At 69.6% G+C, this 15,100-nt stretch carries 14 protein-coding genes; 9 read left to right on the top strand and 5 right to left on the bottom strand.

Going from position 1 to position 15,100, the window contains the following annotated elements:
* The first annotated feature begins 26 nt into the window (after nucleotides 1-26).
* The 5 genes from H7K62_RS17255 to H7K62_RS17235 all read left to right on the top strand — a co-directional run bounded on the left by H7K62_RS17255 (nucleotide 27) and on the right by H7K62_RS17235 (nucleotide 5,633).
* Entirely contained in the window at nucleotides 27-680 is a 654-nt protein-coding gene (locus H7K62_RS17255) for a hypothetical protein (RefSeq protein ID WP_186720735.1), read from the top strand.
* Between the two features lie 36 nt (nucleotides 681-716).
* On the top strand, nucleotides 717-1,772 hold the full coding sequence (locus H7K62_RS17250) for a type IV secretory system conjugative DNA transfer family protein (protein ID WP_186720733.1): 1,056 nt from the start codon (nucleotides 717-719) through the stop codon (nucleotides 1,770-1,772).
* Nucleotides 1,769-2,182: a DUF4913 domain-containing protein gene (locus tag H7K62_RS17245; RefSeq protein ID WP_186720731.1), complete on the top strand. Its 414-nt coding sequence runs from the start codon at nucleotides 1,769-1,771 to the stop codon at nucleotides 2,180-2,182. Before H7K62_RS17250 ends, H7K62_RS17245 begins: the two co-directional genes overlap by 4 nt.
* A gap of 132 nt (nucleotides 2,183-2,314) precedes the next feature.
* Nucleotides 2,315-4,375 (top strand): ATP-binding protein, encoded by a 2,061-nt coding sequence (locus H7K62_RS17240; RefSeq protein ID WP_186720729.1) that lies wholly within the window; start codon nucleotides 2,315-2,317, stop codon nucleotides 4,373-4,375.
* 403 nt (nucleotides 4,376-4,778) lie between these two features.
* Nucleotides 4,779-5,633, top strand: coding sequence for a hypothetical protein (locus H7K62_RS17235; protein WP_186720727.1), 855 nt, complete (start codon nucleotides 4,779-4,781; stop codon nucleotides 5,631-5,633).
* A 105-nt stretch (nucleotides 5,634-5,738) separates the two neighbouring features.
* On the opposite strand, the gene H7K62_RS24190 is transcribed toward H7K62_RS17235, so the two are convergent.
* From H7K62_RS24190 to H7K62_RS17215, 4 genes are all read right to left on the bottom strand, one after another.
* On the bottom strand, nucleotides 5,739-6,521 hold the full coding sequence (locus H7K62_RS24190; RefSeq protein ID WP_445500296.1) for a relaxase/mobilization nuclease domain-containing protein: 783 nt from the start codon (nucleotides 6,519-6,521) through the stop codon (nucleotides 5,739-5,741).
* 9 nt (nucleotides 6,522-6,530) lie between these two features.
* On the bottom strand, nucleotides 6,531-6,755 hold the full coding sequence (locus H7K62_RS17225; protein WP_186720723.1) for a hypothetical protein: 225 nt from the start codon (nucleotides 6,753-6,755) through the stop codon (nucleotides 6,531-6,533).
* Complete coding sequence (locus tag H7K62_RS17220) at nucleotides 6,752-7,207, bottom strand: plasmid mobilization protein (RefSeq protein ID WP_186720721.1); 456 nt, start codon at nucleotides 7,205-7,207, stop codon at nucleotides 6,752-6,754. The genes H7K62_RS17225 and H7K62_RS17220 overlap by 4 nt, the downstream gene beginning before the upstream one ends.
* A gap of 217 nt (nucleotides 7,208-7,424) precedes the next feature.
* Nucleotides 7,425-8,498 (bottom strand): helix-turn-helix domain-containing protein, encoded by a 1,074-nt coding sequence (locus H7K62_RS17215; protein ID WP_186720719.1) that lies wholly within the window; start codon nucleotides 8,496-8,498, stop codon nucleotides 7,425-7,427.
* A gap of 449 nt (nucleotides 8,499-8,947) precedes the next feature.
* Between H7K62_RS17215 and H7K62_RS23320 the strand changes: the two genes are divergently transcribed.
* From H7K62_RS23320 to H7K62_RS17195, 4 genes are all read left to right on the top strand, one after another.
* Nucleotides 8,948-10,906, top strand: coding sequence for a methyl-accepting chemotaxis protein (locus H7K62_RS23320; RefSeq protein WP_186720717.1), 1,959 nt, complete (start codon nucleotides 8,948-8,950; stop codon nucleotides 10,904-10,906).
* A 165-nt stretch (nucleotides 10,907-11,071) separates the two neighbouring features.
* A complete protein-coding gene (locus H7K62_RS17205) occupies nucleotides 11,072-12,289 on the top strand; it encodes a CaiB/BaiF CoA transferase family protein (RefSeq protein WP_222437771.1) in 1,218 nt (405 codons plus the stop codon).
* Nucleotides 12,289-13,518, top strand: coding sequence for an acyl-CoA dehydrogenase family protein (locus tag H7K62_RS17200; RefSeq protein ID WP_186720715.1), 1,230 nt, complete (start codon nucleotides 12,289-12,291; stop codon nucleotides 13,516-13,518). The genes H7K62_RS17205 and H7K62_RS17200 overlap by 1 nt, the downstream gene beginning before the upstream one ends.
* A 28-nt stretch (nucleotides 13,519-13,546) precedes the next feature.
* Nucleotides 13,547-14,434: a LysR family transcriptional regulator gene (locus H7K62_RS17195; RefSeq protein ID WP_186720707.1), complete on the top strand. Its 888-nt coding sequence runs from the start codon at nucleotides 13,547-13,549 to the stop codon at nucleotides 14,432-14,434.
* 22 nt (nucleotides 14,435-14,456) lie between these two features.
* On the opposite strand, the gene H7K62_RS17190 is transcribed toward H7K62_RS17195, so the two are convergent.
* Nucleotides 14,457-15,086, bottom strand: a complete 630-nt coding sequence (locus H7K62_RS17190) for a hypothetical protein (RefSeq protein ID WP_186720705.1) — start codon at nucleotides 15,084-15,086, stop codon at nucleotides 14,457-14,459.
* Between the last annotated feature and the right edge of the window lie 14 nt (nucleotides 15,087-15,100).

The raw sequence follows: 15,100 nt of genomic DNA, 5'->3' as shown, positions 1-15,100 counted from the left end.
TTCGGTCGCCAGCGCGGGCTGTGCGCGTGACCCGCGCCCTGGAGCCCCGCGGCGCTGCAGCGCCTGGGCTCGGCCTGCCGATGGCCCTGCTGGGAGTCGTGTGGGGCATTGTCGGGCTCGCATGGCTGGTACGGCTGGCCGGGACGACGGCGTCCTGGCTCGCTGGGAACGGGTGGATGTCACCGCCGTTCGGCGTCAACTTCGTGCGGCTCCTGGTTGGTGACGGCGTCGAGGCGGTGTGGCCGGGGACACCGACGTGGGCCGTTGTCGTCGTGAGCCTCCTGCTCCTTGCCCTCGTGACTGCGGCAGGAATGGCGCTCACGGTCCTGGGCCGGCGAGTGCTCGCCCCCGTCGAGGGCCTTGCGCAGGCGAACGAGGTGGCGCCGCTCACCCCGGCCCCCGCGAAGGAGCGAGCTCGACGCCTGCGCCGGTCGCTGGCGCAGCTGCCCGAACGCGACGTGACTGCTGATGACGTCGGCCTGGCGCTAGGCGTGCTCGTACCTCGCGGTCCGCGGCTGCGGGCGTCGTGGGAGGACGTGCTGCTGGCGGTGATGGCGCCCCGGGCCGGCAAGACGACGACGCTGACGGTGCCGATCGTCCGTAACGCCCCTGGCCCGGTCCTGGCGACCTCGATCAAGCCGGACCTATGGGAGGCCACCGCCGCCGAGCGGGCCGCCTAGACCGGTGAGCGGGTATGGGTCTTCGACCCCCAAGGCGTGATCGGGCAGACGCAGGCGATGTGGTGGGACCCTCTGCGTGGGGTCACCACCGTCGAAGAGGCGACCCGGCTGGCCGGGCACTTCATCACCGAGATCCGCGGTGACAACGACGGGCGCGACCTCTGGTCCAGCGCAGCCCGCGACCTGCTCGCCAACCTCCTGATGGCTGCTGCCCTGTCAGAGCGATCGCTGCCGGAGGTCTACGAGTCACTCACCGAGCCCGCCGTCTTAACGGCGGCCAACCTCCTGCGCGCGCACGGCCACCATGCGGCGGCCGCTGCGGTCGTCGGATGGCAGAACGGCGCCGTCGAGACCCGTGACGGGGTCTATGAGACCGCACGCACCGCTGCCTCCGCGCTGCGGGACCCGGTCATCATGCGCTGGTTGGTGCCACCACGGATTAGCGGCGCCACGGGGGGCGAGGAGTTCAACACCGCTGCGTTCGTCACGTCGCGGCAGACGCTGCATCTATTGTCCAAGAACGGTGCCGGGACCGCGGCGCCGCTGGTGGCCGCGTTGGTGGACCGGCTGATGCACGACGGCATCCGCGCTGCGGAGCGGTCCGCCGGTGCGCGACTCGATCCGCCGCTGGTCGTCGTGCTGGATGAGGCGGCGAACATCTGCAAGATCGCCGACCTGCCGGACCTGTACTCCCACCTCGGGTCGCGCGGCGTGGTGCCACTGACGGTGTTGCAGTCCTACCGCCAGGGCGTCCGCGTCTGGGGCGAGGCCGGCATGGACTCGCTGTGGTCGGCGGCCACGGTGAAGCTCGTTGGTGCAGGGATCGATGACGCCAAGTTCGCCGAGGACGTCAGCCGCCTGGTGGGTGAGCACGACGTCGCGGTGCGCTCCTACGCCGACGGCGGCGGAGACGGACGTCAGCGCGCATCGCGGTCGGTGACGACCTCCCTGCGCCGCCAGCGGCTACTACCTCCTGAGGACCTGCGGGCGATGCCGAAGGGGACGGCGCTCCTGCTGGCCACCGGCCTGCGGGTGGCCCAGGTGCGTCTGGAGCCCTACTACGAGGAGTCGGCTCGCCGAGGCGACCGATGACCGATGTGCACAGTGAGCGGTGGCAGGCCGAAGTCGACTCCCGGCTGGCACGGCTGGAGCTTCGCGCAGACGAGGCCGCACTCACCGACGCCAGTCTCGGCGGCCGCTCAAGCGTTGCCGCAACGGGCGAGCAGGACTACCCCGACCTTGACAGCTGGGTCCATGACTACTTCTGCGCCACCTTCTGGCGCCCGCTGGGTGGAGAGTTTCGATGGTGCTCCAAGTGGCAAGAGCACCGCGAGGCCGTCGTGCGGCTCGATGCTCTGTGGTGCTCGTGGAAGGCTCTCCGCCGCGACCCGGCGCTCGGGCTCTCCACCTGGTTCCACAACTTTCTTGATCCCCAACTGCTTGTCCTGCTCGGAGCAAGAGGGCCGTTCGTGAGTTGCTCACCAGAGCGCCACGAGCTCTAGGGTCCTCGTGCGGTGGTCAGGCGGGCGTCGAGGGCCGCCAGGAAGAGCCACTGGGCCCTCGAAGCCACTCGCGCCCCGGCGCAGTCAGTGCCCGTCGATAGGGTCGCGCCAAACGCTAGGAGGGGAGACATCATGGCGCTGACGACCTCCCTCGCGGGCCGTGTTCGCAACACGAGCCTGCCGAAGAGCCACGCCCTCCTTCCCCTCCAAGAGGCGATCGTGAACGCCATCCAGGCGATCGACGCTCGACCAGAGGGGGCGGCTACACCGGGGCACATTGAGGTCCAGGTGCACCGTGATCTTCAAGACGAGCTCGACCTCGGCCAGACCGGCCCTGGGCGCACCCCGTTGAAGCCGATCACAGGCTTCAGTGTTCAAGACGACGGGGTCGGATTCACAAGAGAGAACATGCTGTCTTTCGAAACACTCGACAGTGACTTCAAATCGAACCTTGGTTGCCGAGGAGTAGGGCGCCTTCTGTGGCTCAAGGCCTTTGATAGGGTTTCAATCCACAGCACTTTCAAAGACGAGAGCGGCAGCCTCAAAGGACGGCGGTTCCGCTTCTCTATTGAGCGGGAGGTGGAACATGACAGTGAGATCGACGCACTCACACAGCCAGGAACGGTCGTAAGTCTTGACGGCTTCAAGAAGTCGTTTCAGCAGCAGGCCCCCAAGGGGGTTGACGCTATCGCGCGCGAAGTCTTCGAGCACTGCATTTGGTACTTCCTGCGGGCTGGCGGTGCGCCTACGATGGTCATCAAGGATGACGACGAGTCGATTGCTCTTGTTGATCTAATGGATGACTTCGTCGATTCAGACTTCTCTCGTTCGAGAATTGAGGTGGGGGAGCGGGCTTTCGAGATGCTCAACCTCCGACTCAAGCCGTCGACTCGAAATGCGCTGCCGCGTCTTTATTGGTGTGCGGGAAGTCGGGTGGTGCTTGATGAGAGTCTCAACGGCAAATTGCCGGGCCTCCATGGAAAGCTCAAGAATTCTAGATCTGGTGACTTTGTCTATGCCTGCTACCTGACTTCTGACTACCTTGACGGGCGCGTACGTTCGGACAGGACGGCCTTCGACATCGCGGACCGCGTCGCCGGTCAGGCTTTTGCGGGCGATCCGACTCTAGAAGAGATTAGGGCCGCCGTTCTTCTTGAGGTTGGCGATATTTTGCAGGAGTCTCTGCGCTTGGCTAAAGAGCAGGGAAAGGAGCGTGTCCATGCTTATGTTAGTCAACGGGCGCCGCGGTATCGGCCAATCTTGAGGCAGATCGAAGAGCGTGGGGTCACCGTAGATCCGGCGATCAAAGATCATGAACTAGAGATGCAGCTGCATGGGCATCTGCAGAGAATTGAATCTGAGGCTTTGGCTCGCGGACAGGAAATTTTCGCTGAGGCGGATGCCGGTGCTAGCGAAGATTATCCGGAACGCTTGGCGGACTATCTCTCGACGGTTAGTGAAATCAATCAGTCGGACTTGGCTGCCTACGTGTCACGACGACGCACGGTTCTTGACCTCCTGGCGAGGTTGATCCGGGCCGATCAAGAGGGTAGGTACAGCCGTGAAGACGCGATCCACTCACTCATCGTTCCCATGCGGAAGGACTCCAGTGAGTTCGCTATGGATGGTTCGAATCTATGGATTGTCGATGAGCGACTGGCCTTTCACGACTACCTCGCGTCAGATAAGACGCTTCGCAGCATGCCCATCACCATGTCGGACTCCACAACCGAACCTGACATTGTGGCCACGAGATTAGTCGATGCGCCAGTATTGGCAGCCGAGGGTCAGAGGCTGCCGCTAACTTCAATTGTAGTCGTTGAGATCAAACGTCCAATGCGCAAGGATGCAACTGAGGACAAGAACCCCATTACGCAGTGCCTGGACTACGTGAAAAGAATTCGAGAGGGTGGAGTAAAGACGGCGGCGGGCAGGCCCATCCCGCCGACGCATGAGCCCCCCGCTTTCTGTTACATCATCGCGGACCTTACCGAGAAAATGATCGAGAGGTGCGACGTGTCAAATCTGCGCCCTACTCATGACAATCTCGGCTACTTCGGATTCAATGATCGCCACCGCGCCTACATTGAAGTGATCAGTTTCGACGGGCTCGTTAACTCAGCGACTGAGAGGAATAGGGCCTTTTTCGACAAGCTGGGCTTGCCTATATTGGCGGCGCTCGTCAACGAGTAGCATTGCAACCTATTTGCTAAACCCCGACGGATAGGGAGTCTCGAGAATGCCGACCGTGCGCGCGGATCAGCAGCTCCGAGAATGGATTCGGCGCGCGCAATTTGCCGACTACTCGGGAGGGAGCGCCAACTGGATTCATCAATTTCAGCGAGAGTTGCAGACTGTTGGCATCAATTCTCTCCCCCCCGGCCTCCGAAGTCGACTGTCACCCCTAGTGAGTCAATCGCATCCCCCCATCCAGGTCGTTTGGCCCAACCCCCTGCGGGCCAAGACGCTTACCTCCGCCCCAGGTGCTGCGGCCAGGTTCCTGAGGCAGGCCCGTGACGAGAGCACCAAGTTGGGTGGGCCGGCTGCCGGATCAAATTATCCAGAGGTGTTATCTGAACACGTCCTCGTGGGTTCCTTGGCTGAGGACGTCGTGCAAGGTTTCATTCGAGGCCAAGACCCAGGGTTCGTGACGGGCCACATTCATCTTGGCGCGGAAATTCAGGGAGATGTTGGCTTGGTCGTCGCAACCGCAAGGGTGGCGTCCGTACTTATCCTGGCCCGGCGCGCTCAGGCGGATGGCGAAGCGGGGCCGCGCGGCTTCGAGCACCTGATTGACAGTCAAGGATTTGACGCGATATTGGAAACGGCAGGAGATGCTTGGCCGGCTGATTCGTATAGTTATGCCGAGGCGGTGATGGCTTGCCATAAGGCACATCAAGAGTCAGCCTTGTCGGACTCGCTTGGCCTGGTTGAGTACGAGCAGAACCTCTGGCTACGTGTACTCATTACCACCCGCAACCAGGTTAGCCATCTACGCAATTTGCTTGCGCAGTATGTCCCTCATCATGTATTGGTCGAGGGTGACCTCGACTACAGGAGTCATGATTCGGCCGAGGATCGCGACTATTGGATCCTTGGCGCGGAGGACCGCGAAATGGTGCCGCCGCCCGGCCAGGGGGGACTTAAGAAATTTTGCGTTGATCATCTCTCGAGGCTTCGTGGCACGCAAGGTCCGGAGCGGGCGGCGGGTCGTCGATTCGATGTTATGCTCGCCTCATATGGAAATGTTTCCAGGGTGCATCTAATTGAGTTTAAGAGCACCAGCGGAAAGGCCTGTCCGGACAAAAAGTACCTATCGCAGATGAAGGCCTATGAGGATTTTCTGAAGCGATATGCAACAAGCGACTATGGCTCGGCCGAGTTGAAGCATGTTAGTTCGATGACAACTCCCTCAGACGTCGCTTGCGCCTGCCAACGTCTAGAGCATTGAATGTTCTGCCGGCCATCTCGGCGGGATGCCTGGTGAGAAAGTTTCTCTTGGTCAGACTCGCCACACCTTCGGCTTTATCGTGTTTCTTGACCGATGAAGGGGTCATCATTGCCGACGACGCAGGGCGCCGGACCTGAGGAGCGCTGTAGCGGCCAGGGCTGAGCCTGCAGCGAGATTGCCACGTTCAGCGCTCGCCACGACCTGCGACGTAAGCTTTAAAACCCTAGCCAGTGATAGGTCGCGACGCTGCAGTGTCGTGGAGACTGTCGGTGTCGTCACTAGCGGGACTGTGTTCCAACTCGAAACAAGACGACGTAGGGAAAGGTGCGGCGCCAGCTTGCCGCCGCCGAACCAGACAAGGTCGCCGGCTGCCGTCTGGTTTCCTGGATCCGCAACGGAGTAGCCCGTGACCGTGGTTGGGTCCAGCCCGCTGTGGCGCAGGCGGACCTGCAGCCCTGCCGCCTCCAGCTGCTGGAGGAAGCCGCCAAGGTCACTGCTGCCCAGCGCCGCCCTCCGGACTTCCCGACGCAGCCGCTGCCGCGGCGTCTCCGCGCGCCCTTGTCTCGCAGCCTTCTCGTTCTCCGCCCGCGTAGGCCGCTTCGGTGCCGTCCGGTCCCGGGCCGGTGTCACCGTCAGCCCGTACCGCTCCTCCACCGTCCGGCACGCCGCGCCGAGCCGCGCGTAGTCATGGGACGCGCGGGCCCGCCGTCCGTCCTGCCGCGCGAGCGTGACGGCGAGGTGGATGTGGTCGTCGGCATGGCGAACAGCCACCCACCGGCATCCGGTGAGGTCACCCCGAGGGGCCAGACCCGTCTGGTGCAGCACCTCGGCAGCCATGTCAGCCCACTCAGCCTCCGTCAGCTCTCGATCTCCCGGGGCCGTGCGCAGAGGGCAGTGCTACACCGCGGGTGAGGGGCGGTTGTCGAGCGCGGCCAGGGGCTGCTCTAGCAGGGCCGTCAGGCGCTTGAGTCGCGGGTCGTTCCCCGGAGTGTGGGCGGCGACCACGCCGTCGTCCCATGCCGCCACGACATGGGGGTTGATGTGCTCGTCGGCCCGGCCGGGACCGAACAGGTAGCGCAGCAGCCCGCCGATGTCGTTGCCGCGGACGACCTTGCCAATCACGCCCCCTCCCGTGCGGTCAGCGCCAGCGGGGGAGCGGTCGCCGAGCGCTGAGAGCGTCGCGCGGCTTGGACCAGCTCGGCAGCCGCCCCATCGAGGCGCTCAACGGCGCGGTCGGTGATGGTGACCGCGGCGGCCAGCCACTCCGGCGCTTCTCCCGTGGCGTTCAGCACCCTGACGGCCTGGTTGACGTTCACCGCGACCCGGCGCACCTGCGTACGGGCGGCCATGAGCTCCACCAGAGCTTCACGGACCGGAGTCAGCGACGGTGCCCGCACACCCCGGGCAGCGGCCAGTGCTGCCTCGGCGGCGTACCCCGATGGCGTCAGTCCCGCCGAGCGAGCGGCCTCGGTCAGCAGCGCGTACTCCTCGGCCGTGGCCCGGAACTTGACCTGCCGGTCGCGGGCGCGGGTGTACCGACGTGCCCGACCAGGACGCTGCAGGTCGGCGCTCACCGCGCGCACCTGCCCCACCCGGCGCTAGCCCATGACGACGACCGCGCCCGGTCGACGTCGCCCCCGCTGGGGCCCGCGAGGCGCGGCGAGCGGACCCCGGCGCGGCAGCGACGACGCATCTGGGTACCAGATGCATATCTTGCTCCCGCCCTTCCGACGCCAGCAGCGGCCGCCGGCTCCGGCCGACAGGGCAGGGCCATGAGCGCTGCCGGGGCGCTCATGAGGCCGCCCGCCGATCGAGGATCTCGCAGGCGCGACGCAGCACCGTGGTGCGCGTCAGCGGCATGCTCTCCTGCGTCAGCTCGGCGCGAGCCTGCTGCTGCAGCGCCATCCGACCACCGTCGAGTGCCTGCAGCCGGGCTTCGAGGGCGTCGACGTCCTCGGCGCTGAGGCCGGAGGCGTGCTCGGGCTTGGACGCCTCGTCCCACCACGGTCCCGCCTCGGCTAGGCGCATGGGGGAACGGGTGGCCGGGTCCGCTGCGACTTTCAGCAGCGCCGTGGCGGCGAAGCGCGCCGGCCACAGCCGCCGTCGCACGGCGAGTTCCAGGGCGGCGAGCAGGTGCGGCGCCTGCCAGCACGCGGTGCCGAGTCCGTGGGCGGTGCGGGACGCTGCGCACATCTCGACGATGACGTCCAGGCCTCCCTGGGGGTCGATGTTGAGGCTGTGGAGGAACTCCACCTCCTCCTCCCGCGCAGCGCGCTGGGAGGCGCTCGGTGCGGGGGATGGAGGGGGAGGAGGAGAACTTCTCTGGGTAGAGATCTCTGGGTCGGGCCGCAGATCTGCGGCCACCCCCGCCGCAGTTTCGCGGCCAGTAGCCGCAGAAGTGCGGCCACCCCCTGCTGTGACCGGCGGGTTCTGCCGCGGGGGAGTGGCCTGATCGCCAGACGTACTGGGAGGAGTGGCCGCAGAAGAGCGGCTACCCCCCTCTCCATCAGGCCCGTCGACGGCAGCAGGGCGAGCGGTGCGCAGGTAGTAGAGGTTGGAGAGGTTGACTCCGCCGCGGCGTCGCCGCTCGATGACGACGAGGCCCTTCTCCTCGAGGTTGCGCAGCGCGCGGTCGACGGCGTCCGTGGAGCGGTGCAGCCGCTCAGCGAGGGTGGCGCGGGAGGGCATGCGGACGCCGCTGCCGTTGCCGTACCGGAGCAGCAGGGCGTAGAGACGGAAGGCGGGGTCGCTGATGTCGGCCTCGATGACCCACTCAGGGACGATCGAGAAGAGCTGGTCCTCGACGACGAGGGCGTCGACGGCGGGCTCGTTCGGTGGGGCTGGTTCGGTCGACCGGTCGGTCATGAGGGCTCCTGGCGCGGTGGGATCGGGGCAGGCGTCATCGCCACCACCGACCGCGGGGGAGGGGCTCGTGCGCTCACACCGCGCCAACATCAGCCGCGGACGTGCGCGCACGAGCCCTCACCAGGTGGACCAGGCGGACGGTGGCGCGAGACGAAACCGCTGCTCAGGAACGTGCGCCATCTGGCCGGACGTGACCGGACACCAGGCGTCATCCCTACGGATCAGAAGGTTGCAGGTTCGAGTCCTGCCGGGCCCGCTCGTTGAGACAGCGACGCACAGGCCCCCGACCAGCTCTACGGCTGGTCGGGGGCCTTTGCGTCATGCGCCAGTCGGTGGCCTCGAGCCACGTCACGACCGCGGCGCCCTACAGCGCGGCCCGGCGCTGCCGATGACAGGTGCGGAGGGCTGGAGCGACAGCCCCGAGCGACGTCGAAGGCAGGGCGGTCACTGTGCGCGGCATCCGGGGACAGCTCGTCATCCGCTTCATGGCGATGACGGTGGTCATGCTGGCGGCGCTGGTCACGGTCGTGGCCCTGCGCAGCACCGCGCTCGGGCGCGAGCAGGCCCAGAGCTACACGGACGCGCTGGCGGCCCAGAGCGCCGCCGGCGTCCAGCGGGACCTGGTCGGTGCGGTGCAGGTGGTCAGCGACCTGGCCGGCACCATGCAGACGCTGCACGCCGACGGCAGCGCCACCCGCCAGGGCCTGTCCCAGGTGCTGGACACCACGCTGGCAGCCCACCCGACGTTCTTCGGGATGGGAACCGGCTGGGAGCCCGGAGCCTTCGACGTGGACGCCCAGCACGTCACGGACCCCCAGAGCGACGCCACGGGCCGGTTCATCCCGTACCGGTTCCGCGACGGCGACAAGATCTCCGTGACGCCGCTGACGGACTACCAGGACCCCAGCAAGTCCAGCTGGTACTGGATCCCCAAGAAGACTCTCAAGCCGTACGTCACCGAGCCCTACAGCTACGCGGTCGGCGGCAAGGACGTCCTCATGATCACCGCTGCAGCTCCCATCCTGCAGGACGGGAAGTTCCTCGGCGTGGTCACCGCGGACCTGGCCCTGACCGACCTCTCTGCGCGGCTGAACGCCATCAAGCCCTACGGCGACGGCTACGCCACGCTCGTCACCGACCAGGGCACCGTGGTCACCAGCCCGCAGGAGGCCGCCGTCAACAAGCCGGCCGCGGGCATGGCCGCCCAGCTGGCGAAGCGCGCCGTCACCACCGGGCGCGCCGCGCAGGGCACCGACACCGACGCGACGCTGGGCACCACCGCCCTGGCCGTGGCGGCCCCGGTGGTCATCACCGAAGGGCAGACGTGGTCGCTGGTGGTAGCGGCTCCGGAGAGCTCCGTCATGGCCGGGGTGACCCGCCTCACCTGGACCATCGTGCTGGTGGGCCTGGTCGCCGTCGCCCTGGCCGGCGCACTGACCTGGTGGATCGGCGGCGGACTGGCCCGCCCCGTGCGCGCCCTGCGCGACAGCCTCGTCGACATCGCCGACGGCGACGGCGACCTCACCCGCCGCGTGGACGCCACCCGCCGCGACGAGCTCGGCCAGCTCGCCGCCGCCTTCAACCGCTTCACCGACACCATCGCCACCACCGTGCGCGACATCACCACCGAAGCCAGCGCCCTGCACCGCGCCGCCAGCGCCCTGGACACCACCAACCGCGCCCTGACCACCGACATCGACGCCTCCGCCACCCGCTGCACCGACGTCGCCGACCAAGCCGGCGCCGCCAGCGCCGAAGTCACCACCATCGCCGCCGCCGCCGAAGAGATGGGCGCCTCCATCGCCGAGATCGCCCGCGGCACCCACGAAGCCGCCCGCATCGCCGGCGAAGCCGTGGAGGTCTCCACCTCCACCGAAGCCGTCTTCGAGGCCCTGTCCACCAGCTCCACCGAGATCGGCGCCATCGTGGCCACCATCACCGGCATCGCCCAGCAGACCAACCTGCTGGCCCTGAACGCCACCATCGAAGCCGCCCGCGCCGGAGAGGCCGGCAAGGGCTTCGCGGTGGTCTCCGGAGAGGTCAAGGACCTGTCGGTGCAGACCTCCCGAGCCACCGACGACATCGAACAGCGCATCACCCGCCTGCTCAGCGACGTCGGCTCCGCCTCCACCTCGGTGACCACCATCGGCACCGTGGTCGGCACCCTGGACGGCATCCAGACCACCGTGGCCAGCGCCGTGGAAGAGCAGACCGCGGTCACCGCCGAGATCGCCACCGGCGTCACCCGCGCCGCCTCAGCCACCCGCGCCATCGCCGACACCATCCAGGAAGTGGCACGCGCCGCCGAGAGCATGCGCGCCAGCGCCGCCCAGACCGCCACCTCCGTCAGCCAGGTCAGCGCCACCGCCGACCGCATGCAGGACCTGGTCGGACGCTTCACGGTCTGACGCCCTGCACGCGTCCTGAGGGCGCCCTGACCGCGTCGCGGTACGGACGACTGTTCTCCAGAACCGGTCAGAACAGACTCTTGTGCTGCGAGACGGGACGCTGCCACAGTGGTCCCCGAGCGCGGCGCACCCCGGTCGCCGCGCGGTGCGCGAGGGGTGTGCGAGGTGGGCGTGCTCGAGGACGAGCCGGCTGGGTCGAGCGCCGGGCTGCCGCTGGACGGCGTGCTCGTCGCGGACTTCTCCCGCGTCCTGGCGGGACCGCTGGCCACGATGCACCTGGCCGACCTCGGCGCCCGCGTCGTCAAGGTGGAGCGCCCGGGCGCCGGTGACGAGACGCGCCGGTGGGGGCCGCCCTTCAGCGCCACGGGCACCACGTACTTCGAGAGCGTCAACCGCAACAAGGAGTCGCTCTGCCTCGACCTGGCCGACCCCGGCGACCAGGGGCTCGCCCGCGAGCTCGCCCTGCGCGCCGACGTCCTGGTCCAGAACTTCACCCCCGGCGCCCTCGACGGGCTCGGCCTGGGCCTGGAGGGCCTCCGTCGCGCCAACCCCCGCCTCGTCACCGTCTCCATCAGCGGGTTCGGGACGGCGGGCGGGGCGGCGGTGCCCGGCTACGACTTCGTGGTCCAGGCGCTCGGCGGCCTCATGCACATCACGGGCGAGGCCGACGGCCCGCCCTCGAAGGTCGGCGTCGCCGTCGTCGACGTCCTGTGCGGCAAGGACGCCGCCCTCGGGGCCCTCGCGGCGCTGGTGCGCCGGGGCGTCACGGGCCGCGGCGGGCACGTCGAGGTCGACCTGCTGTCCAGCCTGCAGGCGGCCCTGGTCAACCAGGTGCAGTCCTTCGTCGGGGCCGGTATCGACCCGGTGCGCAGCGGCAGCCACCACCCCTCCATCGCCCCCTACGAGCTGCTCGACTGCGCCGACGGCCCGCTGGCCGTGGCCTGCGGCACCGACGCGATGTTCAGCAGGATGGCGGCCGAGCTGGGCCTGCCCGGGCTGGCCGACGACCCCCGGTTCACCACCAACGCCGACCGCGTCCGCCACCGCCCGCAGCTGCGGGCGGTGCTCGAGGAGCGGCTCGCGCGGGAGCCCGCCGCCGCTTGGGAGCAGCGCCTCGTGGCGGCCCGCGTCCCCGCGGGCCGGGTGGCCACCGTCGCCGAGGGGCTGCGCCTGGCCGAGCGCCTCGGGCTCGAGCCCGTCCTGGACGTCGTCGACGACGACGGTCGCGTGGTCGGCCGCCAGGTCCGCGCGCCGGTGCGGGTGAGCCCCTCGCCGCCCCAGCCCCGCCGCGCGCCACCCGCGCTCGGCCAGCACGACGCCGCCCTACGGGCGTGGCTCGCGCCACCCGTGCACAGCGTTCCCACCGACCCCCTGGAGCCGTGATGAGCAGCACCCTGGACCGTCCCGCCACCTCGACCACCGGCGCCGCGGCGACGCCGCCCGGGCCGCGCCCGCACCTGCTGGGCCTGGAGGGGCTGCTCTCCCCAGAGGAGCGCGCCGTCAGCGAGCGCGTGGCCGCGTTCGTCGACGCCGAGGTGCGCCCCCACATCGCCGAGTGGTTCGAGAACGCCCACTTCCCCCGCGAGCTCATGCCCCGCCTGGGCGAGCTCGGCCTGCTCGGCATGCACCTGCGCGAGGAGGGCTGCCCCGGGCGCAGCGCGGTCGAGTACGGCCTGGCGGCCCTGGAGCTGGAAGCCGGCGACTCCGGGTTGCGCACCGCCGTCAGCGTGCAGGGCTCCCTGGCCATGAGCGCCATCGCCAAGCACGGCTCGGCCGAGCAGAAGGCCCAGTGGCTGCCCGGCATGGCCGCTGGTCGCCTCATCGGCTGCTTCGGCCTCACCGAGCCCACCGCCGGCTCCGACCCCGGATCCATGAAGACCTCCGCCCGCCGCGACGGCGCCGGCGAGGGGGCTGACTGGGTCCTGAACGGCGCCAAGCGCTGGATCGGCCTGGCCAGCATCGCCGACGTCGCCGTCGTCTGGGCCGCCACCGACGAGGGCGTGCGCGGCTTCCTGGTGCCCACCGACACCCCCGGCTTCACCGCCACCCCGATCCCGGCGAAGCTGTCGATGCGCGCCTCGGTGCAGTGCGACCTCACCTTCGACGACGTCCGCCTGCCCGCGGACGCCCTCCTGCCGGGCGCCCGCGGACTGTCCGGCCCGTTCTCCTGCCTCAACGAGGCCCGCTACGGCATCTCCTGGGGCGTGCTCGGTGCCGCGCGGGACAGCTACCTGGAGGCGCTGCGGTACTCCCTGCAGCGCCAGCAGTTCGGCAAGCCGCTGGCCGGGTACCAGCTCACGCAGAAGAAGCTCGCGGACATGGCCGTCGGCATCGAGAAGGGCTGGCTGCTGGCCCTGCACCTGGGCCGCCTCAAGGACGCCGGCGCCCTGGAGCCGCACCAGATCTCGGTGGGCAAGCTGGACAACACCCGCACCGCCATCGAGGTCTGCCGCGAGGCGCGCACCGTGCTGGGCGGCAACGGCATCACGCTCGACCACGCAGCGCTGCGCCACGCGAACAACCTCGAGAGCGTGCGCACCTACGAGGGCACCGACGAGGTGCACACCCTCGTGCTCGGACAGCGCATCACCGGCATCCCCGCCTTCCGGTGAGCCGGACGGGCGGGGCGGAGGCGCACGGGTGGACCTGCGCTGGCTGAGGACCTTCGTGGCGGTGGTCGAGCAGCAGCACTTCGCCCGCGCCGCCGAGGGCCTGCAGACCGCCACCTCGAACGTCAGCGCCCAGGTCAAGGCCCTGGAGGAGCACCTCGGGGTGCGGCTGCTGGAGCGGGGACGCCGCGCCACCCCGCGGCTGACCGCCGCCGGTGAGGTGTTCCTCCCGGAGGCGCGGCGGGTGCTGCTCGCCGTGGAGCAGGCCGAGGCGGTCGGCCGCGCCGCCGGCGAGGGACGCCTCGGCAGGGTCCGGGTCGGCTACGTCGCCTCCGCCGCGTGCTCGGGCGTGCTCGCCGACACCGTCGCCCACGTCGCCTCCGCGCCCGAGGTGGAGGTCGCCGTCGAGGAGATGGCCACGCCCGAGCAGGTCGAGGCGCTGCAGGTGGGCCGGATCGACGTCGGCCTGCTGCGGGAGCGGCCCGAGCTGCCCGCCGGCCTGGTGGGCCGCGTGGTCCTCACCGAGGACGTGGTGCTCGCCGTCCCGGTGGGGCACCGCGGCACCGGGCCCGTGGCCGCGGCGGCGCTGGCGGGGGAGCGCTTCGCCGTCCCGTCGTTCGGGGAGGCGCACGACGCCCGCGACGAGGTCACCGCGGTGGCCGCGGCCGGGGGCCTGGCGCCGCCGCGCGTGGTCGCCGTGCGCGACTACCTCGCGGCCCTCGCGCTGGTCGGGGCCGGTACCGCCGTGGCCCTCGTGCCGGAGAGCGTCGCGGTCCTCGCGGTGCCCGGCGTCCGCTTCACCAGGCTCGCCGACGTCGCGCTGCAGACCCGGCTGCTGCTCGTCCACAGGTCGGGCGAGCAGGCGCCCGCCGTCCTGCGCGTCCTGGCCGGTGCCCCGGCGGTGGCCGACCGGACGTGAGCCGCCCGCCCGCCGGCGGGCGTCAGCGGGTGTCGGCCGGCGCGGAGCGCCGCGGCTCGTCGTCGAGGAGGACGGCGGTGGTGGGCTGGGCGCGCAGCGCCTCGCGGCGCGCCGCCACCGTGCCCTCCTCCCAGCGGGGCGCGCCGTCGAGCACGCGGTACCCGTCGTGCGCCCCGCCCGACGCGTCCACCCAGCGCACCGCTCCGGTGCCGGCCGTGGGCGTCTCGTGCACGAAGAAGGCGCCGTCCACGAAGGGGTCGGGCGTCGCGAACAGCTCGGTGCTCACCGGCACCCGGTCGCGCAGGCGCACCGCCTCCACCGCGGCGGCGTAGCGCGCCCGGGCCCACCGCAGCCGCGGACCCGCGCCGGGGCCCCGGCCCGGGGCGCCGTCCGCGGCCACCACCTCTCCTGACATGCCCACCCAGTACCGCGGGTGGGAGTGGTCGTCGCGGACGTCCACGAAGTTGGCGCCCGGCGCCCTGGCGTCGGGGTGCGGCTCCAGCGGGGCGTCCGCGGGCACCTCGGGCAGGGCGTGCACCTTGCGCACGGCCTCGGCGGCCATCCGGGCCGAGAGCTCGCGCGGCTCGCGGCCGGTGGTGGGGACGCCGAGGGTGGCCGCGGCGTCGAGGACGGGCTCGGCCGGGTCGCTCACGCCGATCACGGTAG

This window comes from Quadrisphaera sp. RL12-1S (genome assembly GCF_014270065.1).
In the GTDB taxonomy this organism is placed as follows: Bacteria; Actinomycetota; Actinomycetes; order Actinomycetales; family Quadrisphaeraceae; genus Quadrisphaera.
The sequence above is the reverse complement of the archived record's forward strand: the minus strand, read 5'-3'. Positions and strand labels throughout refer to the sequence as shown.

Excerpts from the sequence above, each read along its gene's own strand:
- H7K62_RS17245 (WP_186720731.1), top strand. The coding sequence starts at position 1,769 with ATGACCGATGTGCACAGTGAGCGGTGGCAGGCCGAAGTCGACTCCCGG.
- H7K62_RS17215 (WP_186720719.1), bottom strand. The coding sequence starts at position 8,498 with ATGACCGACCGGTCGACCGAACCAGCCCCACCGAACGAGCCCGCCGTC.
- H7K62_RS17240 (WP_186720729.1), top strand. The coding sequence starts at position 2,315 with ATGGCGCTGACGACCTCCCTCGCGGGCCGTGTTCGCAACACGAGCCTG.
- H7K62_RS17200 (WP_186720715.1), top strand. The coding sequence starts at position 12,289 with ATGAGCAGCACCCTGGACCGTCCCGCCACCTCGACCACCGGCGCCGCG.